Annotated in this window: 21 protein-coding genes; 8 read left to right on the plus strand and 13 right to left on the minus strand. The window is 60.8% G+C overall.

All coding sequences use genetic code 11. The features are described from left to right. Positions 1-24 precede the first annotated feature (24 nt). Genes AACY25_RS03800 through AACY25_RS03810 form a run of 3 tightly spaced genes read right to left on the minus strand, consistent with a single transcriptional unit; the run spans position 25 to position 1,362 of the window. Positions 25-213: a DUF1289 domain-containing protein gene (locus tag AACY25_RS03800; RefSeq protein WP_339522620.1), complete on the minus strand. Its 189-nt coding sequence runs from the start codon at positions 211-213 to the stop codon at positions 25-27. After that, a complete protein-coding gene (locus tag AACY25_RS03805) occupies positions 213-737 on the minus strand; it encodes a gamma carbonic anhydrase family protein (RefSeq protein WP_339522621.1) in 525 nt (174 codons plus the stop codon). Before AACY25_RS03805 ends, AACY25_RS03800 begins: the two co-directional genes overlap by 1 nt. A 19-nt stretch (positions 738-756) precedes the next feature. Continuing rightward, positions 757-1,362: a CoA pyrophosphatase gene (locus AACY25_RS03810; RefSeq protein ID WP_339522622.1), complete on the minus strand. Its 606-nt coding sequence runs from the start codon at positions 1,360-1,362 to the stop codon at positions 757-759. 173 nt (positions 1,363-1,535) lie between these two features. On the opposite strand from AACY25_RS03810, the gene AACY25_RS03815 reads away from it, so the two are divergent. Next, positions 1,536-2,093, plus strand: a complete 558-nt coding sequence (locus AACY25_RS03815; protein WP_339522623.1) for an NUDIX hydrolase — start codon at positions 1,536-1,538, stop codon at positions 2,091-2,093. Positions 2,094-2,108: 15 nt separating this feature from the next. Beyond that, positions 2,109-2,612, plus strand: a complete 504-nt coding sequence (locus AACY25_RS03820; RefSeq protein WP_339522624.1) for a L,D-transpeptidase family protein — start codon at positions 2,109-2,111, stop codon at positions 2,610-2,612. A gap of 45 nt (positions 2,613-2,657) precedes the next feature. Here AACY25_RS03820 and AACY25_RS03825 read toward each other — a convergent pair whose 3' ends face one another. From AACY25_RS03825 to purL, 3 genes are all read right to left on the minus strand, one after another. Further along, positions 2,658-2,975, minus strand: coding sequence for a Nif3-like dinuclear metal center hexameric protein (locus AACY25_RS03825; RefSeq protein WP_282875228.1), 318 nt, complete (start codon positions 2,973-2,975; stop codon positions 2,658-2,660). Between the two features lie 160 nt (positions 2,976-3,135). Continuing rightward, entirely contained in the window at positions 3,136-3,405 is a 270-nt protein-coding gene (locus AACY25_RS03830; protein ID WP_339522627.1) for a CDGSH iron-sulfur domain-containing protein, read from the minus strand. Positions 3,406-3,423: 18 nt separating this feature from the next. After that, positions 3,424-7,320, minus strand: a complete 3,897-nt coding sequence (gene purL / locus AACY25_RS03835; RefSeq protein WP_339522628.1) for a phosphoribosylformylglycinamidine synthase — start codon at positions 7,318-7,320, stop codon at positions 3,424-3,426. 164 nt (positions 7,321-7,484) lie between these two features. Between purL and mltF the strand changes: the two genes are divergently transcribed. Continuing rightward, entirely contained in the window at positions 7,485-8,945 is a 1,461-nt protein-coding gene (gene mltF, locus AACY25_RS03840) for a membrane-bound lytic murein transglycosylase MltF (protein ID WP_339522629.1), read from the plus strand. Between the two features lie 6 nt (positions 8,946-8,951). Here the strand turns inward: mltF and tadA are convergent, their stop codons facing one another. The 5 genes from tadA to AACY25_RS03865 all read right to left on the minus strand — a co-directional run bounded on the left by tadA (position 8,952) and on the right by AACY25_RS03865 (position 14,937). Further along, the gene (gene tadA, locus AACY25_RS03845) at positions 8,952-9,434 is read right to left on the minus strand and encodes a tRNA adenosine(34) deaminase TadA (protein ID WP_339522630.1); all 483 of its coding nucleotides are present in this window, start codon (positions 9,432-9,434) and stop codon (positions 8,952-8,954) included. Between the two features lie 2 nt (positions 9,435-9,436). Continuing rightward, the gene (locus AACY25_RS03850) at positions 9,437-10,807 is read right to left on the minus strand and encodes a multicopper oxidase family protein (RefSeq protein ID WP_339522631.1); all 1,371 of its coding nucleotides are present in this window, start codon (positions 10,805-10,807) and stop codon (positions 9,437-9,439) included. A 171-nt stretch (positions 10,808-10,978) separates the two neighbouring features. Next, a complete protein-coding gene (gene guaA / locus AACY25_RS03855; RefSeq protein WP_339522632.1) occupies positions 10,979-12,559 on the minus strand; it encodes a glutamine-hydrolyzing GMP synthase in 1,581 nt (526 codons plus the stop codon). 227 nt (positions 12,560-12,786) lie between these two features. Further along, a complete protein-coding gene (gene guaB / locus AACY25_RS03860) occupies positions 12,787-14,256 on the minus strand; it encodes an IMP dehydrogenase (RefSeq protein WP_339522633.1) in 1,470 nt (489 codons plus the stop codon). Between the two features lie 129 nt (positions 14,257-14,385). Next, positions 14,386-14,937, minus strand: a complete 552-nt coding sequence (locus tag AACY25_RS03865; protein ID WP_339522634.1) for a sugar ABC transporter ATPase — start codon at positions 14,935-14,937, stop codon at positions 14,386-14,388. A gap of 303 nt (positions 14,938-15,240) precedes the next feature. On the opposite strand from AACY25_RS03865, the gene xseA reads away from it, so the two are divergent. The 4 genes from xseA (at position 15,241) to leuA (ending at position 20,035) form a co-directional block, all read left to right on the plus strand. After that, positions 15,241-16,620 (plus strand): exodeoxyribonuclease VII large subunit, encoded by a 1,380-nt coding sequence (gene xseA / locus AACY25_RS03870; RefSeq protein WP_339522636.1) that lies wholly within the window; start codon positions 15,241-15,243, stop codon positions 16,618-16,620. Between the two features lie 63 nt (positions 16,621-16,683). After that, positions 16,684-17,508: a peptidoglycan DD-metalloendopeptidase family protein gene (locus tag AACY25_RS03875; protein WP_339522637.1), complete on the plus strand. Its 825-nt coding sequence runs from the start codon at positions 16,684-16,686 to the stop codon at positions 17,506-17,508. A gap of 14 nt (positions 17,509-17,522) precedes the next feature. Further along, the gene (locus AACY25_RS03880) at positions 17,523-18,065 is read left to right on the plus strand and encodes a hydrolase (RefSeq protein ID WP_339522639.1); all 543 of its coding nucleotides are present in this window, start codon (positions 17,523-17,525) and stop codon (positions 18,063-18,065) included. Positions 18,066-18,364: 299 nt separating this feature from the next. After that, positions 18,365-20,035: a 2-isopropylmalate synthase gene (gene leuA, locus AACY25_RS03885; RefSeq protein ID WP_339522641.1), complete on the plus strand. Its 1,671-nt coding sequence runs from the start codon at positions 18,365-18,367 to the stop codon at positions 20,033-20,035. A gap of 190 nt (positions 20,036-20,225) precedes the next feature. Here leuA and AACY25_RS03890 read toward each other — a convergent pair whose 3' ends face one another. Further along, on the minus strand, positions 20,226-21,293 hold the full coding sequence (locus AACY25_RS03890) for an SDR family oxidoreductase (protein ID WP_339522643.1): 1,068 nt from the start codon (positions 21,291-21,293) through the stop codon (positions 20,226-20,228). A gap of 76 nt (positions 21,294-21,369) precedes the next feature. Between AACY25_RS03890 and AACY25_RS03895 the strand changes: the two genes are divergently transcribed. After that, positions 21,370-21,741, plus strand: coding sequence for a MerR family transcriptional regulator (locus AACY25_RS03895; RefSeq protein WP_339522645.1), 372 nt, complete (start codon positions 21,370-21,372; stop codon positions 21,739-21,741). Here AACY25_RS03895 and AACY25_RS03900 read toward each other — a convergent pair. Continuing rightward, on the minus strand, positions 21,728-22,510 hold the full coding sequence (locus AACY25_RS03900) for an amidohydrolase (protein ID WP_339522647.1): 783 nt from the start codon (positions 22,508-22,510) through the stop codon (positions 21,728-21,730). The genes AACY25_RS03895 and AACY25_RS03900 overlap by 14 nt on opposite strands. Between the last annotated feature and the right edge of the window lie 7 nt (positions 22,511-22,517).

The raw sequence follows: 22,517 nt of genomic DNA on the forward strand, positions 1-22,517 counted from the left end.
TCAAACGAATAGATGTACGCGGGGTTACAACAAGATGCCTTGAGCCTTCGCACGCTCATGACAACGCTGGAGCACCTGACGGCGCTCGGCGTTATCCATCAAGCCCCAGCGAGTTATTTCGGCAACAGTGCGCTGGCAGCCAATGCAAATGTCGTGATCATCCAGCGCACATACATGTACACAAGGTGACGCCACGGGACGCTCCGCCTGCATCAGTCCTCCTGCTCAAGCAGGTCACGAGCATAACGCTGGGCGTTGTGCACGTAATGGGCGGCGCTGGCTTCGAGCATCTTTTTCTGCGGTTCGCTCAACTCGCGCACCACCTTGCCGGGCGAGCCCATGACCAGCGAACCATCGGGAATTTCTTTGCCTTCACCGATCAGGCTATTGGCGCCGATGATGCAATACTTGCCGATTTTCGCACCGTTGAGGATCACCGCATTGATGCCGATCAGGCTGTAATCGCCCACCGTGCAACCGTGCAGCATGGCGTTGTGGCCAATGGTCACACCAGTACCGATATTCAGCGGGAAGCCCATATCGGTGTGCATCACCGTGCCGTCCTGCACGTTGCTATTCTCGCCGATGTGAATCAGCTCGTTGTCGCCGCGCAGTACGGCGTTAAACCACACACTGGCGCCCGGTTCCAATTTGACCTTGCCCACCAGCGTGGCATTCGGTGCGACCCAGCTGTCGGCATGGGTCTCGACGCGGGATGAACCCAGTCGGTATTTCATGGATGCTTCCTCAATAGGCTCAGGTGAGCTTGATAAAGTGCTCAGGCGGCTGGTGCATATCGATATGCACATCGTCGTACACCAGGTTGACCAACTCGACCAACATGATCGCCGTCAGCCCCCAGATTTTATATTCGCCATAACGGTAACTCGGCACATACCAGCTGCGCCCAAGGTAATCAATGCGATGGGTGGTTTCTCGCGGATCATCACGAAAGAACGCCAGCGGCACGGAAAACACTGCAGCAATCTCACCGTCATTGGGCTTGTACTCGACAAAGTCTGGCACTACGCCGACATAGGGCGTGACCTCAATACCGTGGCGCGATACCAAGGTGCTAAGCGGCCCAACCACTTCGACCAGGCCAGGCGGCAAGCCGATTTCCTCCTCCGCCTCGCGCAAGGCAGTTTCGATCAGATCGACATCTTCCGGGTCACGCCGGCCACCGGGAAACGCCACCTCACCACCGTGAGTAGACAGCCCGCTAGCGCGCAAGGTGAGCACCACTTCGGGCTCGTCGCTGCGGGTGATGGGCACCAGCACGGCGGCTTCAGGGTAGCGCTTGTCGGTCTGCAGAATGTGCGGGCTATAGCCGCGCATGCGATGGAGTAACTCATCCAGCATGGAGATTCTCGGTCTTTTATTCTGCGTTTGATCATGGCACGAAAGCAGCGCACGCCCCAAGCCCCGAGCCGCCAGCTGTAATCATTCAGGCGCTCGCTAAACCGATCCATCAGTCCGCTTGCCGTGCAGTTGAAATGCGCGCCAAGATAGCCAACACGTAGCGAGGACCTGGCATGAAGTTCTGTAGCAACTGTGGCGGCGCGACCAGCCACATCATCCCGCAGGGCGACAACCGCCCACGCCACGTCTGTGCACAGTGCCAGATCGTGCACTATCAGAATCCGCGAATCATCGCCGGCTGCCTGCCAGTGTGGGGCGAACAGGTGCTGCTGTGCCGCCGCGCCATCGAACCACGGCGCGGCTACTGGACCCTGCCGGCAGGCTTTATGGAGAACGGCGAAACCCTGGAACAGGCCGCCGCCCGTGAAACCCATGAAGAGGCCTGCGCGCGGGTGCGCAGCCTGAGCCTTTATACCCTGTTCGACCTACCGCACATCAATCAGGTGTATATGCTGTTTCGCGCAGAACTGGTCGACCTAGACTTTGCCCCTGGCGAAGAGAGCCTTGAGGTTCAGCTATTTCATGAACAGGACATCCCCTGGTCAGAGCTGGCTTTCCCGACCATCGGGCGTACCTTAGAATGCTATTTCGCGGACCGCCGCGAGCAGCACTACCCGGTCCGCAACGAGCCGCTTGAAGCCTTGCGCGCACACTACAAGAAAGCCTTTTGATCCATGGAAATTACGATGCGCTGGTTGTTCACCCTACTCTGCCTGACCGTTGCTCTGACTGGCCACGCCAGCACCACCCCGACCCTTGACGGCAAGACCATCGACAAAGTGCTGGTGGTCAAATCCGACCGCAAACTGCACCTGATCAGCCGCGGCAACACCCTCAAGTCCTACCGCATTTCCCTGGGTAAACAGCCTAAAGGAGCCAAGCAGCGCGAAGGCGACCTGCGCACCCCGGAAGGCTTCTATTGGATCGACTGGCGCAAGACCAGCGACAAGTACAACCTGTCCATGCACATCTCCTACCCCAACGCACGCGACCAGGCGCAAGCGCGCAAGAGCGGTGTATCGGCGGGCGGCATGATCATGGTTCACGGCACGCCGCTGGACGAGGAATACCCTGAGTGGATGTTCCACACCCTGGACTGGACCGAAGGCTGTATCGCCATGCGCAATATCGACATGCGCGAGGTCTGGAGCCTGGTCAAAGACGGTACGCTGATCGAAATCAGGCCCTGACCACCCCCCATAAAAAAGGCGCCTTCATAGCGCCTTTTTTATGGGTTAGAACTGGATATCCGACAATCGCCACACCTCAAAAGCCGGTGTCTCGTAGGGATGCTGCTTCTTCATGGCCTTGACCGCGTCATGGATAAGCTCATCGGCCACGACCATCTCGACTTTCCACTCTGCCACCTGTTCAACCTGCCCCGGCTGGCCGAGAAATGGCTGACTGCCTTCCAGAGCGCGGAACTGGCCCTGCCCCAGGGTCTGCCAACAACACTGATCATAATGACCAATACGTCCTCCACCGGCGCTGAATACCGCGCTTTTCACGGCATCCAGATGAGTTTCAGGCACATAAAAACACAGCTTGTACATCGAAGTCTCCGCCGGCAAGACTGATAAAAACAGTTCGATAATGATGCCACACAATAATGGCATTTTGCCTTATCGGGTATTCGCGCAGCGCATCACAGTTGCATCCTATGACCGGATAATGTGCTGTGTGTTCAACGTATTAGCTTAATAACCCCACAGGCTACAAGCCACGCCAGAATCGCCGCCAGCGGGCCTTGAAGCCGCTTACCGGCTGGTTATGGCTACCATCACAGTAAGGTAGACGTTGCGAGCGAGCGCAACGGCAAAGCAGCAGAAACTGCTCACGGTCAGGCTGTAGCTCAAGCGCATCAGGACAGGCGGAAACACAATCGGGACACTGGGACGAACGCCCGCAGCGGCACAGCAGCAAGGTATCGCCAGGTTTGACCTGGCGCACCTCAGGCATAATCGGCGCAGGCTTATTCGACATAAGCCCGCGCCACCCTGATCAATCCACCCACACGCGGGCATTGCGGAACATCCGCAGCCAGCCAGCATCTTCCTGCCAGTCATCTGGCTTCCAGGAGTTCTGTACGGCGCGGAATACCCGCTCCGGGTGCGGCATCATGATGGTCACGCGGCCATCGCGGCTGGTCAGACCGGTGATCCCGCGTGGCGAGCCATTTGGGTTGGCCGGGTAGGTTTCGGTGACCTTGCCGTGGTTGTCGATAAAGCGCATGGCCACGCAGCCGGACAGATCGGCCTCGAGCAGGGCTTCCTCATTCTCGAACTCGGCATGACCTTCACCGTGGGCGATGGCGATTGGCATACGCGAACCGGCCATGCCCTGCAGGAAGATCGACGCCGACTCCTGCACCTGAACCATGGCCACGCGCGCTTCGAACTGCTCGGAACGGTTGCGCACAAAATGCGGCCAGAACTCGGTGCCAGGGATCAGCTCGTGCAGGTTGCTCATCATCTGGCAGCCGTTACACACGCCAAGACTGAAGCTGTCCTTGCGCTCGAAGAACGCCTGAAAGCCATCACGAGCACGGGCATTGAACAGGATTGACTTGGCCCAGCCTTCGCCAGCACCCAGTACGTCGCCGTAGGAGAATCCGCCGCAGGCGACCAGGCCCTTGAACTCGTCCAGGCTGACGCGACCGCTGAGGATATCGCTCATATGCACGTCGATCGCGTTGAAACCGGCGCGGTCGAAGGCTGCAGCCATTTCCACCTGACCGTTGACGCCCTGCTCACGCAGTACGGCGATCTGCGGACGTACACCCTTACGGATGTAAGGCGCGCTGATGTCCTGATTGACGTCGAAGCTGAGCTTGGCCGACAGGCCCGGATTGTCCTCGTCGAGGATGGCGTCGAACTCCTGCTCGGCGCATTGCACGTTGTCGCGCAGACGCTGAATCTGGTAGCTGGTTTGTGCCCACTGGCGCTGCAGCAAGCGACGCTGGCCGGCGAATACCGGCTGACCGTTGAAGCTGATCGCCACGTCGTCGCTGTTGACCGGCTGGCCGATCACCGCCACACAGTCGCCCAGACCGGCAGCGCTGAACTGCGCCAGCACTTCAGGCGTAGCGTCCTGGTGCACCTGGATCACTGCGCCCAGTTCTTCGTTGAACAGCACAGCGGCCAGCTCAGCGCTGTTATCGGCCAAGGCATCGAGGAATAGATTCAGACCGCAGTGGCCGGCGAAGGCCATTTCCAGCGCGGTAACCATAAGGCCACCGTCGGAACGGTCGTGGTAAGCGAGGAGAAAACCGTCGGCATTCAGGCCCTGGATTACCGCGAAGAAGGCCTTGAGGTCTTCGGCGTCATCGACATCCGGCGCCTGGCTGCCGAGCTTGCCGTAGACCTGGGTGAGGATCGAAGCGCCCATGCGGTTCTGCCCACGGCCCAGGTCGATCAGGATCAGGTCGGTTTCGCCCTTGTCCATGCGCAATTGCGGGGTCAGGGTCTTGCGGATATCGTTGACCGGAGCAAAGCCAGTCACCACCAACGACAGCGGCGAGGTCACGCTCTTGTCCGTGCCCGCGTCCGTCCATTGGGTCTTCATCGACATCGAGTCCTTGCCGACCGGAATGGTGATGCCCAGCTCCGGGCACAGCTGCATGCCGACCGCTTTCACTGTGTCGTACAGGCGCGCGTCTTCACCCGGGTGGCCAGCGGCGGCCATCCAGTTGGCAGACAACTTGATGTCGGAAATCTTCTCGATGCGCGAGGCAGCCAGGTTGGTCAGCGTCTCGCCAATCGCCATACGCCCGGAAGCCGCAGCATCCAGCAGCGCCAGCGGTGTGCGCTCGCCCATAGCCATAGCTTCACCAGTGTAGACGTCGAAACTGGTGGCGGTGACGGCGCAATCGGCCACCGGAACCTGCCACGGACCAACCATCTGGTCGCGAGCAACCAGGCCGGTAATGGTGCGGTCGCCGATGGTGATCAGGAAGCTCTTGCTGGCCACGGCCGGGTGATGCAGCACGCGGGTCACGGCTTCGTCGATGGCCAGGCTGCTGGCATCGAAATCATCGCCCAATTCAGCTTCGCGAGCAGCCGAACGGTGCATGCGCGGCGGCTTGCCGAGTAGCACTTCCAGTGGCATGTCCACCGGGGTGTTGGCGAAATGGCTGTCGGTCACGGTCAGATGGGGCTCTTCGGTGGCTTCACCAACCACGGCAAACGGGCAACGCTCGCGCTCACAGATGGCCTTGAAACGCTCGAAATCGACGGCGCTGACGGCCAGTACGTAACGTTCCTGGGACTCGTTGCTCCAGATTTCGTGCGGCGCCATGCCCGGCTCATCATTCGGCACGTTGCGCAGTTCGAAACGCCCACCACGGCCACCGTCATTGACCAGCTCCGGGAAAGCGTTGGAAATACCGCCTGCGCCGACGTCATGGATGAAGGCGATTGGGTTGTTATCGCCCAACTGCCAGCAGCGGTCGATCACTTCCTGGCAACGGCGCTCCATTTCCGGGTTCTCGCGCTGTACCGAGGCGAAATCCAGATCAGCCGAGCTGGCACCGGTGGCAACCGACGAAGCGGCACCGCCGCCAAGGCCGATCAACATGGCCGGGCCGCCGAGCACGATCAGTTTGGCGCCCACGGTGATCTCGGCCTTCTGCACGTGATCTGCACGGATGTTGCCCATGCCGCCAGCGAGCATGATCGGCTTGTGGTAGCCACGCACTTCTTCGCCGCGTGGGGTCTGGATCGCCTGCTCGAAGGTGCGGAAATAGCCGGTCAGGGCCGGACGGCCGAATTCGTTGTTGAACGCCGCGCCGCCCAGCGGGCCTTCAATCATGATGTCCAGCGCGGTCACGATGCGCTCGGGTTTGCCATACGGCACTTCCCAAGGCTGCTCGAAACCGGGAATGTTCAGGTTGGAGACGGTGAAACCGGTGAGGCCAGCCTTCGGCTTGGCACCACGGCCGGTGGCACCTTCGTCGCGAATCTCGCCACCGGAGCCGGTGGACGCGCCAGAGAACGGCGAGATGGCCGTCGGATGGTTGTGGGTTTCCACCTTCATCAGAATATGCACGGGTTCCTGGGTCGAGCCGTACTGGCGGGTCTCAGGGTCCGGGAAAAAACGTCCGGCAACACTGCCGACGATCACCGAGGCGTTGTCCTTATAAGCGGACAACACGCCTTCGCTGTGCATCTGGTAGGTGTTCTTGATCATGCCGAACAGGGATTTTTCCTGGCTCTGGCCGTCGATATCCCAACTGGCGTTGAAGATCTTGTGGCGGCAGTGCTCGGAGTTGGCCTGGGCGAACATCATCAGTTCGATGTCGTGGGGGTTGCGCCCCAGACCGTTGAAGCTGGTCACCAGGTAATCGATTTCGTCTTCCGCCAGGGCCAGGCCTAGTTCCACGTTGGCCTTTTCCAGCGCAGCGCGACCACCACCGAGGATGTCCACAGCGGTCAGCGGCTTGGGCTGAGCGTGGCTGAACAGCGCAGCGGCGCCTTCGAGGTTATCCAGCACCAGTTGGGTCATGCGGTCATGCAGCACGTCGGCAACCTGCTGCGCCTCGGCAGCATTCAGCTCGCCGCTTACGTAGTAGGCCAGACCGCGTTCGATGCGCTGAATCTTCGCCAGACCGCAGTTGCGAGCGATGTCGCTGGCCTTACTAGACCAGGGCGAGATGGTGCCAAAGCGCGGAATGGTCAGGAACAGGCGGCCGCTTGGCTCCTGCACCGGCACACTCGGGCCGTATTTCAGCAAACGGGCCAATACCTGCTCTTCGTCGGCAGTCAGAACGCCGGTGACTTCAGCGAAATGCGCGAACTCGGCATACAGGCCGGTGACCGCAGGAACCTTGCTGGTCAGTTGCTCAAGCAGTTTGCCGTGACGGAAAGCAGAAAGGGCGGGAGCGCCGCGCAGGATCAACATCGGGGACAGCCTCTGGGAAGGGGTGTACTTTGAGGCCGTGCATTCTAGCCTAAAGCGTTGCCAACGGCACCCGTGGCGGCACGCCGCGTGCAGCGGCTGCGCTAGCAGAGAAGCCACCCGCTGTCGAGATATGGCGCGCCCCATGCTTTGCGTATACTGCGCCAATGTTTGCCCAATCTGCGTTCCGTGTGCGCCGCGCCTGCTGGCTGTCGGTGATCGGAATCCTCCTGGTGCTCGGCGGCTGTGCTGAAGAACCCAGCACACTCGAGCGCGTTCAGGCGGAGGGTGTACTGCGGGTGATCACCCGTAACAGCCCGGCCACCTATTTCCAGGACCGTAACGGCGAGACCGGCTTCGAATACGAGCTGGTGAAGCGCTTTGCCGAGGATCTGGGCCTTGAGCTGAAAATTGAAACTGCCGACAACCTCGACGAGCTATTCGCCAGCCTGAACAGACCCAACGGCCCAGTATTGGCCGCCGCCGGTTTGGTGGAAAGCGACGGACGGCAGCAACAGGCGCGCTTCTCCCTGCCCTATCTCGAAGTCACCCCTCAGGTGATTTATCGCAACGGCCAGCAACGCCCGACCCGCCCGAACGATCTGCTCGGCAAACGCATTCTGGTACTTAAAGGCAGCAGCCATGCCGAACAGCTGGCCGCGCTCAAGCTGCAGCTGCCAGACCTGGCTTACGAAGAATCCGCTGCCGTCGAGGTGGTCGACCTGCTACGCATGGTCGATGAAGGGCAGATCGACCTGACCTTGGTCGACTCCAACGAACTGGCGATGAACCAGGTGTACTTCTCCAATGTACGCGTGGCCTTCGACCTGGGCGATTCGCAAAACCTGGCCTGGGCCACCGCCCCCGGCGAAGACCGCAGCCTGCTCGACGAAATGAATGCCTTTATCGAACGCGCGCAGCAGAACGGCAGCCTGCAGCGATTGAAAGACCGCTACTACGGCCATGTCGATGTACTCGGCTATGTCGGCGCCTACACCTTCGCCAAACACCTGCAACAACGCCTGCCGCGCTACGAGAAACACTTTCGCGAAGCCGCCCAGGCCAATCAGGTCGACTGGCGCCTGCTCGCCGCCATGGGGTATCAGGAATCACTCTGGCAACCCACCGCCACTTCAAAAACCGGCGTACGCGGGCTGATGATGCTGACTCTGCGCACCGCCCAGGCCATGGGCGTATCGGATCGCCTAAACCCCAAACAGAGCATCGAAGGCGGAGCCAAATACGTTGTCTATGTGAAGAACCAGCTGCCGGAAAGCATTCAAGAGCCGGATCGCACCTGGTTCGCCCTGGCGTCCTACAACGTCGGTGGCGGCCATCTGGAAGATGCGCGCAAGCTCACCGAAGCTGAAGGCCTGGACCCGAACAAATGGCTGGATGTGCAAAAGATTCTGCCGCGCCTGTCGCAGAAGCAGTGGTACAGCAAAACCCGTTATGGCTATGCCCGCGGCGGCGAGCCGGTGCATTTTGTGCGCAACATTCGCCGCTACTACGACATCCTCACTTGGGTAACCCAACCGCAGCTGGAAGGCTCGCAAATCGCTGAAAGCAATCAGCATCTGCCGGGCATCGACAAGCGTCAGCCAAATGAGCAGACCCCGCCGCTTTAAAAACCGCTAGCGCTGCTCGCGCCTAGATTTAAAGAAGGCACTCAGCACCGCCCCACACTCCTCCGCCAGCACCCCGCCCTCAATCAACACGCGGTGATTGAGAAATTCCTGGCTGAAAAACTGCCCACGACTCAATGCCACCCCGGCCTTGGGCTCGGTTGCGCCATACACCACGCGCTGCACCCGCGCATGCACGATCAGCCCGGCGCACATGCTGCACGGCTCCAACGTCACATATAGGGTACTGCCCGGCAGGCGGTAGTTATCCACGGCTTGCGCTGCGGCGCGAATCGCCACCATTTCAGCGTGGGCGCTAGGGTCATGGGTGGAGATCGGGCAATTAAAACCGCGCCCGACAATCTGGCCATCCTGCACCAGCACCGCGCCGACCGGCACCTCGCCCAAGGCGGCGCCTTCGGCGGCCAGGGCCAGGGCCTCGCGCATAAAGTGCTGGTCCTGGCTGCGATCAATAATCAGGGGTTGGCGCACGCTTAAACGACCTCGATTGATGCCATCAGACCGGTTTCCATATGGTCTATCACATGACAATGGAACATCCAGACGCCTGGATTATCCGCGACCAGCGCCACCCGTGCACTTTCGTTCTTACCCAGCAAGTAGGTGTCAGTGAAATACGGAATGATCGACTTGCGATTGGATGCCAGCACCTTGAAGGTCATGCCGTGCAGGTGGATCGGATGCTGATACTGGCTGAGGTTGCGCAGCTCGAAGATATAACTCTTGCCCAGCTGCAGGCGAGCAATCGGCCGGTCGGCGCAGGTCTTGTCATTGATATCCCAAGCCTGGCCATTGATCTGCCAGAAACTGTGCGCCGCGCCCTGAGCCAAGCCGACCGACACCGCGCCGGCCCACTCGAAGTTGAACTTGATGGTGCGCGCATTGGCCAGATCCGGCTCGGCCACCGGGTTGGCTGGCAGCGCAGGCGGCCACTCACCCGCCGCCTCGACACTGGGCTGCGCACGCAGGGTCGCCAGACGCAATGGCCCATTGCGCAGCGACAGCTCTGCCCCAGCAGCCGGTACCTTCAAACCCAGCTCAATGCGCATACCAGGCCCCAACCAGTACTCCTTGCCCAGCGGCCGCGGCTCGACCGGGTTGCCGTCCAGCGCATAAATGCGCGCCTCCGCGCCAGGCAGATTAAGGCGGTAAGTCAGGGTGTTATCCAGATTGATCAGGCGTAAGCGCACCACCTGCCCGGCTGGTAGATCCAGGGTCGGAGCATGCTTGCCATTGACCGTACTCAAGCGCCCCGGCGTACCGCCTCGAGCAGCCTCGCGCGGTACGCTAAATGCAGTGAATGCGCCCTGCTCGTCGACATGCCAGCTTTTAAGATTCAGCGTGTGGTCATGTTGAAATCCGCTTGGCTCGCGCTCCTCGACAATCAGTGCGCCGACCAGCCCGCGCCCTAGTTGCTCGCTGCTGGCAACATGCGGGTGATACCAGAAGCTGCCGGCATCGGGGGTGATGAAGTTGTAATCGAAGTACTCACCCGGCAGCACCGGCGCCTGCGACACGTAGGGCACACCATCCATCTCCAGCGGCAGACGGATGCCGTGCCAGTGAATAGTGGTCGGCACGTCCAGCTTATTGATAAAGCGCACACGCAAGCGCTCGCCCTGCCGACAGCGCAACTCCACGCCAGGCGCCTGACCACCATACGCCCAGGCCGGCGTTGCATGCCCCGGCACCAGCTCGATATCCAGCGGCGCAGCGATCAGTTCATAGTCGTGGGTCGCCACATTTTCCGGGCGGCCCAGCCAGTAGCGCACGCCGCCGGCACCAAGGCCAACAACACCAAGGCCGGCCAGACCGACCAGCATTTGTCTGCGGGTAAAAGACATTGAGATTCCCGTAGCCCGGATGCAATCCAGGAAGATATCAGCCCGGATTTAAACCGGACCAGCAATTGCAATATCTTCTCATTTAAGCAGCCGGACTGACGACCCCGAAAAGCGGACAGGATGCCGCAGCAGAAACGACAAGGGCAGCTTACGCTGCCCTTGTCGGCTACATCACTCCCACTCGATGGTCGCTGGCGGCTTGCTCGACACGTCGTAAGTGACGCGGGAGATGCCTTCGATTTCATTGATGATGCGGCCGCTAACGGTTTCCAGCAGTTCGTAGGGCAGGTGCGCCCAACGTGCGGTCATAAAGTCGATGGTTTCCACGGCGCGCAGGGCGACAACCCAAGCGTAACGACGGCCATCACCGACCACGCCGACCGATTTCACTGGTTGGAATACCACGAAGGCCTGGCTGACCTTGTGGTACCAGTCGGCCTTGCGCAGCTCTTCGATAAAGATGTGGTCGGCGCGACGCAGCAGGTCGGCGTATTCCTTTTTCACTTCACCAAGGATGCGCACGCCCAGGCCTGGGCCGGGGAATGGGTGACGGTAGACCATGTCGTACGGCAGGCCGAGTTCGAGGCCCAGACGACGCACTTCGTCCTTGAACAGTTCGCGCAGTGGCTCGACCAGTTTCAGGTTCATTTCTTCCGGCAGGCCGCCGACGTTGTGGTGCGACTTGATCACGTGGGCCTTGCCGCTTTTGGCGCCAGCCGACTCGATCACGTCCGGGTAAATAGTGCCCTGAGCGAGGAACTTGATGTTGTCCAGCTTGCAGGATTCGGCATCGAACACGTCGATAAAGGTGCGGCCGATGATCTTGCGCTTCTTCTCTGGGTCCGCTTCGCCGGCGAGGTTGTTGAGGAACTGCTCTTCGGCATTGGCGCGGATCACTTTGACGCCCATGTTCTCGGCGAACATGGCCATCACCTGCTCGCCTTCGTGCAGGCGCAGCAGGCCGTTGTCGACAAATACGCAAGTCAGCTGATCACCAATGGCCTTGTGCAGCAGCGCCGCAACCACCGAGGAATCCACACCGCCAGAGAGGCCGAGCAGCACGTTGGCGCTGCCAACTTGCGCACGCACGTTGGCGATGGCGTCTTCTGCAATTTTCGACGGTGTCCACAGCGCTTCGCAGCCGCAGATCTCCAGGATAAAGCGCGAGAGGATGCGACCGCCCTGCTTGGTGTGGGTCACTTCCGGGTGGAACTGCACACCGTAGTAGCCGCGGCTGTCGTCCGCGATGGCGGCGATCGGGCAGCTCGGGGTGCTGGCAAGAATATGGAATCCGGCCGGCATGGCGGTGACTTTGTCACCGTGGCTCATCCACACATCGAGACCAAATACGCCGTCGTCATCGACGTGGTCTTCGATGCCGTTGAGCAGACGGGCTTTGCCGACGATATCAACGCGGGCATAACCGAACTCACGCAGATCGGAACCTTCAACCTTGCCGCCCAACTGCTCAGCCATGGTCTGCATGCCGTAGCAAATGCCGAAAACCGGTACGCCGAGGTCGAACACGGCTTGCGGCGCGCGCGGGCTGTCGGCTGCATGCACCGACTCCGGGCCACCGGCGAGGATGATGCCGCGCGGGGCGAAGGCACGGATATCATCGTCGCTCATGTCGAATGGGTGCAGCTCGCAATACACACCGATCTCGCGCACGCGGCGGGCAATCAGCTGGGTGTACTGGGAACCGAAATCCAGAATCAGGATGCGGTGAGCGTGGATGTCTTGATGAGCCATGGCCGTCTCTCGTAGCGGAATTCACAAATGACTCGGGGCTGCCCCATCGTTCTCAACAGCAGCAGCCCCGTGTATTCAACAGTATTAAAAATCGTTGGATTCGCGTCGCGAACGCAGCTCAGGCAAGGCGGAAAGTAGCGAGCAAGCGCAGTTGGCTGGAGCCAATGAGCATTGCGAGCTGCCTTCCAACGCCGCATGAGCAAGCGCAGCAGCGATCCGGCGATTTTTCAGCCCACGCGGTAGTTCGGGGCCTCTTTAGTGATCTGCACATCGTGTACATGGGATTCGGCCATGCCAGCGCCGGTGATGCGCACAAACTCAGGCTTGCTGCGCATTTCTTCGACCGTCGCACAACCGGTGTAGCCCATGGAGGCACGCAGGCCGCCCATCAACTGGTGAACGATGGCTGCCATCGCGCCCTTGTATGGCACGCGACCTTCGATACCTTCCGGCACCAGCTTCTCGGCACCGGCCGAGGAGTCCTGAAAGTAACGATCCGAAGAGCCCTGCGCCTGCGCCATGGCGCCCAGCGAACCCATGCCGCGGTAAGCCTTGTAAGAGCGGCCCTGGAACAGCTCAACTTCGCCCGGCGCTTCTTCAGTACCAGCGAGCATCGAACCGATCATCACGCAGGAAGCACCCGCGACGATGGCCTTGGACAGGTCACCGGAGAAGCGAATACCGCCATCGGCGATCAGCGGCACACCAGTGCCGGCCAGAGCGGCGGCAACGTTGGCCACAGCAGAGATTTGCGGCACGCCGACACCCGCGACGATGCGCGTGGTGCAGATCGAGCCTGGGCCGATGCCGACCTTGACCGCATCGGCGCCGGCTTCGGCCAGGGCCTTGGCGGCTTCGCCGGTGGCGATGTTGCCGCCGATCACCTGAACATCCGGGAAGTTCTGTTTGACCCAGCGCACGCGGTCGATCACGCCTTTGGAGTGGCCGTGGGCGGTATCAACGATAATCACGTCAACGCCAGCGTTAGCCAATGCAGCGACGCGGTCAGCGGTATCGGCACCGGTGCCGACAGCTGCGCCGACGCGCAGACGACCTTGATCGTCTTTGCTGGCCAGCGGATAGGCTTTGGCTTTTTCGATGTCCTTGACGGTCATCATGCCCTTCAGGTGGAAGGCATCATCGACGATCAGGACTTTTTCGATGCGGTGCTTGTGCAGCAGCTCGCGCACCAAGTCTTTGTCGGCGCCTTCCTTGACAGTGACCAGACGCTCTTTCGGCGTCATCACTTCACGCACGGTGGCGTCCAGGCGGTTCTCGAAACGCACGTCACGGGAGGTGACGATGCCGACCAGGTCACCATCGCTCAGCACCGGTACACCGGAGATGTTGTGCATGCGGGTCAGTTCGAACAGATCGCGCACGGTGGCGTCGGCTTCGATGGTGATCGGGTCCTTGACCACGCCCGCCTCGTAGCGTTTGACCTTGCGCACTTCGGCAGCTTGCTGCTCGACGGTCATGTTCTTGTGGATGATGCCGATGCCGCCTTCCTGAGCCATGGCAATCGCCAAGCGGGCTTCAGTCACGGTATCCATGGCAGCAGAGAGCAACGGAATATTCAGTTCGATGCCACGGGTCAGGCGCGTTTTGAGGCTGACATCCTTCGGCAGAACTTCGGAATAACCTGGAATAAGTAGAACGTCGTCGAAGGTAAGAGCTTCTTGACTGATACGCAGCATGGCGGGGGCTCCCGGACGGGAAAATTGGAAGCGCGCCATTATACTCAGACGCCCCCCTGCACTCAATGCAAACAATCGACTAGGCGTGCTGATCGTTGAGATGCGCGTCGACAACGTCGCCGAACTGACTTACAAGTCAACTCTTACCAGCGATAGCGGATAGCCTAAACGCGCGGCGAATTCGTCGAGAAAACTCTGCTTGAAACCGGCATCCGCCCAGTTATTAAAGATAAAACCCAGGTTGGAAAAGCCGCAGGGTTGCAGAAACAGAAAGCCGTTGATGTCGTCTTCATGGCCGCATAATGGACAGCGGAAATTATCGGTGTGCCCCGGCATCCACTCTTCCAGGCTGTCGAACAACCGCTCACCGACTTCCCGCCGGCACTCGGGACAGCCAGCCTCCTCAAGAAAACCGGCGGTTGGGGTATAGATGCAACGCTTGTAGATGATCTCCAGGCCATGCACCGCATGCCCGAACGGCAACAGCTCGGGCCGTTCGACCACTCGCCGCGCACCCTCGGCGATACCGTAGCCCATATGCTTGAAGGTGCGCCCACAGGTGGTCAGCTGCTCCTCGATGACGTTCTGCTTGACCAGCCAACGCACGATCAACCGCGCCCGCGCCTCATGGCCAGGAAAGCTGGAAATCTGCGGCACGATGATCGCCTGCTGCTCACTCATAATGGGGCTCGGTTTGCGGTGAAGGCGCGCAGCTTAATGGGCTAACGGCAGCGGTCAAGATCATTGCACTAACAGGCTGTTGAAAACGTAGGCGAGGCAGGCAAGACAAGGCAAAAGCGGCCGAGGAAGCGGAGTGTACGAGCTGCACATGAGCATGACTCGTTTCACTTCCCCTCCGGGTCGCGCTAAAGCGCGTTAGCCGCAAGCGGCTTTCCGAGGCCGCTTTTAACGCAGTATTGCCAACGCAGGTAGTTTTCAACAGCCTGCTATGGTCGCCTCGGCAAAGCCTTTATTATGCCGGCCATGATCAAAGATCCCTTCCAACGTCTGAACCTCGACCGTGAGGTTCTCAGCGTCAGCCAATTGAACAACCGCGCACGCCTGCTGCTGGAAGATGTATTCGGCGGCATCTGGGTCGAGGGGGAAATCTCGAACCTGGCCAAGCCGGCGTCCGGGCATATCTATTTCACCCTTAAAGATAGTCAGGCTCAGGTGCGCTGCGCGCTGTTCCGGCAGAACGCCGCCAAGGTGCGCCAGGCGCTGCGTGATGGTCTGGCGGTCAAGGTACGTGGCAAGGTCTCGCTGTTTGAAGGGCGCGGCGATTACCAGCTGATTCTTGATGCCGTCGAGCCCGCCGGCGATGGCGCGCTGCGCCTGGCCTTCGAGGCGCTGAAAGAAAAGCTCAGCGCCGAAGGGCTGTTCGCAGCCGAAGCGAAAGTTGCCCTCCCGGCTCATCCAAAACGCATCGGTATTATCAGCTCGCCGACCGGCGCGGTGATCCGCGACATCATCAGCGTATTCCGCCGCCGTGCGCCGCAGGTCGAGCTCACCCTGATTCCCACCGCCGTGCAAGGCCGCGAAGCTACCGCACAGATCGTCCGCGCCCTTGGCGTGGCCGACGCCCGGGGCTTCGATGCGCTGATCCTGGCCCGTGGCGGCGGCTCGCTGGAAGACCTCTGGTGTTTTAACGAAGAGCCGGTAGCCCGCTCGATTGCCGCCTGCGTCACGCCCATCGTCAGCGCAGTGGGCCATGAGACCGATGTGTCCATCGCCGATTTTGTCGCCGATATCCGCGCGCCAACACCATCGGCCGCCGCCGAACTGCTGGCCCCCGATAGCAGTGAGCTGGTGCAGCGCCTGCATAACCTCAAGCGTCGCCTCAACCTGCGCATGCAGCACCGCCTGGAACGTGAGCGCATGCGCCTCGAAGGCTTGCAGCGGCGCTTGCGCCACCCCGGCGAACGCCTGCGCCAGCACGCCCAGCGCGTGGATGATTTGGAGATGCGCCTGAGCCGTGCCTTCGCACGCCAGCTGAATAGCCGCCGCGAACGCCTGAATCACCTGCAAACCCGCCTGCTGAGCCTGCACCCTGAGCGCAATCTCAAGTTGCTCGATCAGCGCCTGCAAGCCCTGGCCGAGCGCCTGCAACGCAGCATGCGCGAAAGCCTCAAGGCGCGCCGTCTGCAGCTGCACAGCCAGGTGCAGACGCTGCACGCGGTCAGCCCGCTGGCGACCCTAGGGCGAGGCTACAGCATCCTGCTGGATGACCGCGGCCGCGCCATCCGCAACGCCGCCGACACCCGCCCCGGTCAGCGTCTGAAAGCGCGCCTGGGCAACGGCGAGCTGGATGTGCGGGTCGAAGACAACCATGTGCAGCCGGTTACCCTCTCGCTGCTCGACTGACCTTTTCGATTTACCTTTTAAAGCGGTGGATAAGCTTCGCGTTATCCACCCTACGGATATTCAATGCGCCTGTTCACGCTTATCACCCTGCTGTGCCTCGCCCTGCCCGTCCACGCCGAAGGCTTTATCAGCCGGCTGCTGAATAAACCGGTGCCGGGCGGCGTGGCCGTGGTTGATCTGGGGCCAGCAGCCAGCGCGCCCAGAGTGCGCTATCAGGGCAAGCCGGTACTGGTTATCCACGAAGACCAGCAGCGCTGGATCGCCATCGTCGGCATCCCGCTGAGTATCAAACCCGGCAATCAGCAGATCGGCGTCAACGGCAGACAGACACTGAACTTCCAGGTGGGCAGCAAGCATTACGTCGAACAGCGCATCACCATCAAGAATCAGCAGCAGGTCAATCCGAACGCCAAGAACCTTGCACGCATCGAACGCGAGCTGGCCGAGCAAACCCGCGCCTACCAGCAGTTCAGCGCGCGCCAGCCGAGCAATCTACTGTTCGACAAGCCGGTCAACGGTCCGCTGTCCAGCCCCTTCGGCCTACGCCGCTTCTTCAACGGCGAGGAGCGCAACCCGCACTCAGGGCTGGACTTCGCCGCCAATAGCGGCACGCCGATCAAGGCTCCGGCTGCTGGCAAAGTGATTCTGATTGGCGACTACTTCTTTAATGGCAAGACCGTATTTGTCGATCACGGCCAGGGCCTGATCAGCATGTTCTGCCACCTCTCGGCCATCGGGGTAAAAGTCGGCGATGAAATTCCCCGCGGCGGCGTGCTCGGCAAAGTCGGTGCCACCGGCCGCGCAACCGGGCCGCATCTGCACTGGAATGTCAGCCTGAACGACGCACGGGTTGATCCGGCGATCTTTATCGGTGCTTTCAAACCCTGAACAGGAGGACCGCCATGCGTATCCGCGCTCAAGAATCCTGCCTGCTGATTATTGATATTCAGGAGCGCTTGTTCCCTGCCATCGCCGAGCATGCCGAGCTGGCCGCCAATACCCTGTGGTTGCAGCAGGTGGCGCAGCGCATCGGCGTACCCGTGCTGCTCACCGAGCAATACAGCAAGGGCCTGGGGCCGACCATTGCCTCGCTGCGCGCCGGGCATGCGCCCGAGGCGATTGTCGAAAAACTGCACTTCTCCGCCGTCAGCGAGGGCGAGCTGCTGCAACGCCCTGGCGGCGACCGTCGGCAATTTGTTGTGTGCGGCAGCGAAGCCCATGTCTGCGTGCTGCAAACCGTGCTCGACCTGCTGGAGCAAGGCCGCACCGTATTTATCGTGGCCGAGGCCGTTGGCTCGCGCAAGCCAGCCGACAAGCAACTGGCGCTGCAGCGCATGCAGCAAGCCGGGGCGGTGATCGTCTCGCGGGAAATGGTCGCCTTCGAATGGCTGGAACAGGCCGGCAGCGAATTGTTTCGCAGCATCAGTCGGGAATTTATCCGCTAGCGGCGCTACAGGCCGCGCAATCAAAGGTCAAAGCCGCACACCGCAGCGCTATAAAATCGCAAACACCTATTCGTAGCGCGATTTATCACCAATTTTTTTAGCATGCTTGCACGCTTTACCCTCGCTGGTTAGGGTTGACGCCATGCACACTAATCACACTCTTATTCTGCTGCGCCAACACGCCAACCTCTGCTTGGTCAGCCAGCGACTGCGTGGCTAATTCTTAAGCCCACGCCCTGCCTTAATTTTTCAAATTCCGCCCGGCTCGCCGATTGCCGCAGCGCTAAAAGGATTGCCCCATGAGCATGCTTAAAGACCCGTCCAGCAAGTACCGCCCGTTCACCCAGATTGCCATCCCGGACCGAACCTGGCCGGACAAGATCATCGACAAGGCGCCAATCTGGCTGTCCACCGACCTGCGCGATGGCAACCAGTCGCTGATCGAGCCGATGGACGCCGAGAAGAAGATGCGCTTCTTCAAGTGCCTGCTGGCCGTGGGCCTGAAGGAAATTGAAGTGGGCTTTCCGTCCGCTTCGCAGACTGATTTCGACTTCGTCCGCGAACTGATCGAAGGCGGCCATATCCCCGACGACGTGACCATTCAGGTGCTGACCCAGGCCCGTGACGACCTTATCGAACGCACTTTCGAATCACTGAAAGGCGCAAAGAAGGCCATAGTCCACTACTACAACGCCTGCGCGCCGAGCTTTCGCAAGATCGTCTTCAATCAGGACAAGGCCGGGGTCAAAGCCATCGCCGTGGCCGCCGGCACCACCATCAAGCGCCTGGCCGATGCTGCACCGGAAACCCAGTGGGGCTTCGAGTATTCGCCGGAAGTGTTTAGCAGCACCGAAATCGACTTCACCGTCGAGGTGTGCAATGCGGTAATCGAGGTGTTCCAGCCGACTCCGGCAAACAAGCTGATCCTCAACCTGCCGGCGACCATCGAGTGCGCTACGCCGAACAACTATGCCGACCAGATCGAGTGGTTCGGCCGCCATATCGACAAACGTGACAGCGTGCTGATCAGCGTGCACACCCACAACGACCGCGGCACTGGCGTCGCGGCCTCCGAGTTGGCCGTAATGGCGGGCGCGGATCGGGTAGAAGGCTGCCTGTTCGGAAACGGCGAGCGCACCGGCAACGTCTGCCTGGTGACCCTGGCGCTGAACCTCTACACCCAGGGCGTCGACCCGGAGCTGGACTTCTCCGATATCGACACCGTGCGCAAGGTGGTCGAGGACTGCAACCAGATCCCCGTGCATCCACGCCATCCTTATGTCGGCGACCTGGTGCACACCGCCTTCTCCGGCTCGCACCAGGACGCGATCCGCAAGGGTTTCGCTCAGCAGCAGGCCGATGCAGTCTGGGAGGTGCCCTACCTGCCGATCGACCCAGCTGACATCGGCCGCGATTACGAGGCGGTAATCCGCGTCAACAGCCAGTCCGGCAAGGGCGGTATTACCTTCCTGCTCGAACAGGAATACGGCATCAACCTGCCGCGACGCATGCAGATCGAGTTCAGCCAAGTGGTGCAAAAGGAAACCGACCGCCTCGGCCTGGAAATGAGCGCGGCGCAGATCTATCAGCTGCTGGAGCGCGAGTACCTGCAAGCCACTGTGCCCTATGCACTGAAAAGCCATCGCCTGCAGGAAGAAAACGGCACCAGCGCGGTTGATGTCGAAATCACCAATGCCCGCGAAACCCAGCACTGGCGCGGTATTGGTAAAGGCCCGCTGGAGGCGCTGGTGGCCGGCCTGCCGGTCGCCGTGGAGATCATGGACTACTCCGAGCACGCCATCGGCGCCGGCACCAACGCCAAGGCGGCGGCCTATATCGAGTTGCGCGTGGCCGGCGGCCGCGCCCTGCACGGTATCGGCATAGATGAAAACCTCACCACGGCGAGCTTTCGCGCGCTGTTTAGCGCGCTGAACCGCGCCATCGGCCAGGCAGCCGAGCAAGCCGCCTAGCAGTGCGTTGAAAGCTGCCTGCGTTGGCAATACTGCGTTGAAAACGGCCTCAGAATGCTCATTTACAACACGTAAACTGCGCTTCTTCGGCCGCTTGACCAGCCGGAGGCTGTTACTAACGTAGCGCCTTGTCTTGCCTGCCTCGCCTACGCTTTCAACACACTGCTGATCGCTGCAGCCGCAGTCAGCGCTATACGGCTGACGGCTCGTTCGCCAGATAGCGTGCAGTCGCCTGCAACGCCTGGCCGATATCCGGCCACTGCAGTTGATGGCGCTGCGCCAAAACCTGGGTCGCGCCGGTATCGAAGCGGGTGGTCTGGATAAAATCCAGCGACTCGGCATCGGTACGCAGTAATCGCGGCACACCCGGAATTTTCAGCAACGCCCGCAGCAAAGGAATCGGCACATGCCGACTCGGCGCGCTGACGCCTAGCGTGTGGGCCAATTGCTGCAGCATGCCCTGCAGGTTGGGCGTCGCGGCATCCAGGGCAAGAATCTCCTGCCCGGCCTGCTGCTCATCAAAGGCCGCAGCCACGATCAGCTCGGCGAGAAAATCCACACTGACCAACGGCAACCAATGCGCTGTCGAACCCGGTATAGCCCCGAGCCGGCCGCCAGCCAGATTGCTGATCAGCCCAGCCAGCGGCTGCGCCGGCAAAATATGCCCGCTGCGACTATGGCCGCACACGGTAGCCGGATGCACCACCGTTAGGGGCGCCCGCAGCTCCGTCATTCGTGCACGTACGCGAAAATGCGCCTCCAGCTTGCTGCCCTCGTACGCCCCGGTGCGTTGATAAACCTTGTCCCAATCGGTGCGCTCGGGCAGCTGCAGATCGATGCCGATGCGCTGTAGATGCCCATGATTGGCCAACATAAAGCCGCCCACCATCAGCAGGCGACTGCCTTGCTGCGCCGCCAGCTCAGCCACCGCCAACGCGCCCTCGACATTGACCTGACGCGCCTGCTCGGCAGCCAGCCCCCAGGCGAACTGCGCGCCCAGGTGGAACACCACGGCAGCCTGACGCACCTGCTCACGTGCAGCGCCATCCAGGCCCAGGTCAGCGCGCCCCAAGTCACCAGCCACTGCCGTCAGCAGCTCACCGCGGCCGCCCAATTGCTCAATTTGTGCGCGCAAGGCCGGCAAGGTTTGCGGCTGGCGCATCAGCAGCGTCGCCGAATGGCCCTGACGAGTCAGTAGCGCCAGAAGATGCTGACCGATAAAACCGCTGCCGCCGGTTACCAAACAATGTTTGTTCATGATCAATCCACCCGAACCATTAATGACCCGAGCAGGCTAAACTGTCGAGCACACTCTACAGTCAAGCGAGATTTTCATGCGCATAGGCGAACTGGAAAAACGCAGCGGCGCTAGCCGCCACACCCTGCGTTATTACGAAAGCCTCGGGCTGATCAGCGCCCTGCGGCGCGACAACAATTACCGCGAATACAACCCGCAGACCTTGGGCGATCTGGGTTTTATCCAGCAGGCCCAGGGCATGGGCTTTTCTTTGGGCGAGATCGGCGAAATCCTCAAGGCCAGACGTGAACAACAGCTCGACTGCGCCCAGGGCGCGGAGCTGGTCAGCCGCAAGCTGATTGAGGTGGAGCAGAAGATTGCCGACCTGCAGCAGCTGCGCGCATTTCTGCACAGCGAGAAACTGCGTCTGGAGGCCAGCGCGGCAGAACAGGCGACTAGGTCAGGCTAAAGTCATCGGCATCCAGATGTGCTGGAAAACGCTGCCGATAAACCACTAAATCCTCCGCCTTGAGGGTTACTCGAAAAACACCATCCGCCGCTCCAGACTCAAGCAGCGGCTCGCCCTGGAAATCCAACACCTGGCTATCGCCACTGTAGGCGTGGCCCTTTCCGTCCTCACCGATGCGATTCACCGCCGCGACATAGCAGAGGTTTTCGATAGCCCGCGCCGGCAACAGGCGGTTCCAGTGATTGCGCCGCGCGGCTGGCCAATTAGCGGTATAGAGCAGCAGGTCGGTGGACTGTGGATCGCGACTCCATACCGGGAAGCGCAGGTCGTAGCAGATCAATGGCCGCACCTGCCAGCCGTTGAGTTCAAACACCACCTGCTCGGAGCCAGCCGCGTAATGCTTATGTTCGCCGGCCATGCGAAACAGATGGCGCTTGTCGTAGTGCGCCACAGAGCCATCCGAGCGCGCCCAGAGCAGGCGGTTGCGGTAGGAGCCATCAGCGGCCTGGATAATCAGGCTGCCGGTGACTACAGCCTGCAGCGCCTGAGCCTGCTCACACAGCCACTGGCTGGTTGGGCCATCTTCGGGCTCGGCCAGGGTGGCGGAGTCCATGGAAAAGCCGGTGCTGAACATCTCTGGCAACACGACCAGGTCCGCACCACGTGCTCGCTCCAGCAAGGATGCGAAATGTGCGCGATTAGCCGCAGGGTCCTGCCAGGCCAGGGTGGTCTGAATCAGCGCCAATTCGAGGTCGGGTTTGTCATTCACGTCATTT

The organism is Pseudomonas sp. EA_35y_Pfl2_R111 (genome assembly GCF_963970955.1).
In the GTDB taxonomy this organism is placed as follows: domain Bacteria; phylum Pseudomonadota; class Gammaproteobacteria; order Pseudomonadales; family Pseudomonadaceae; genus Aquipseudomonas.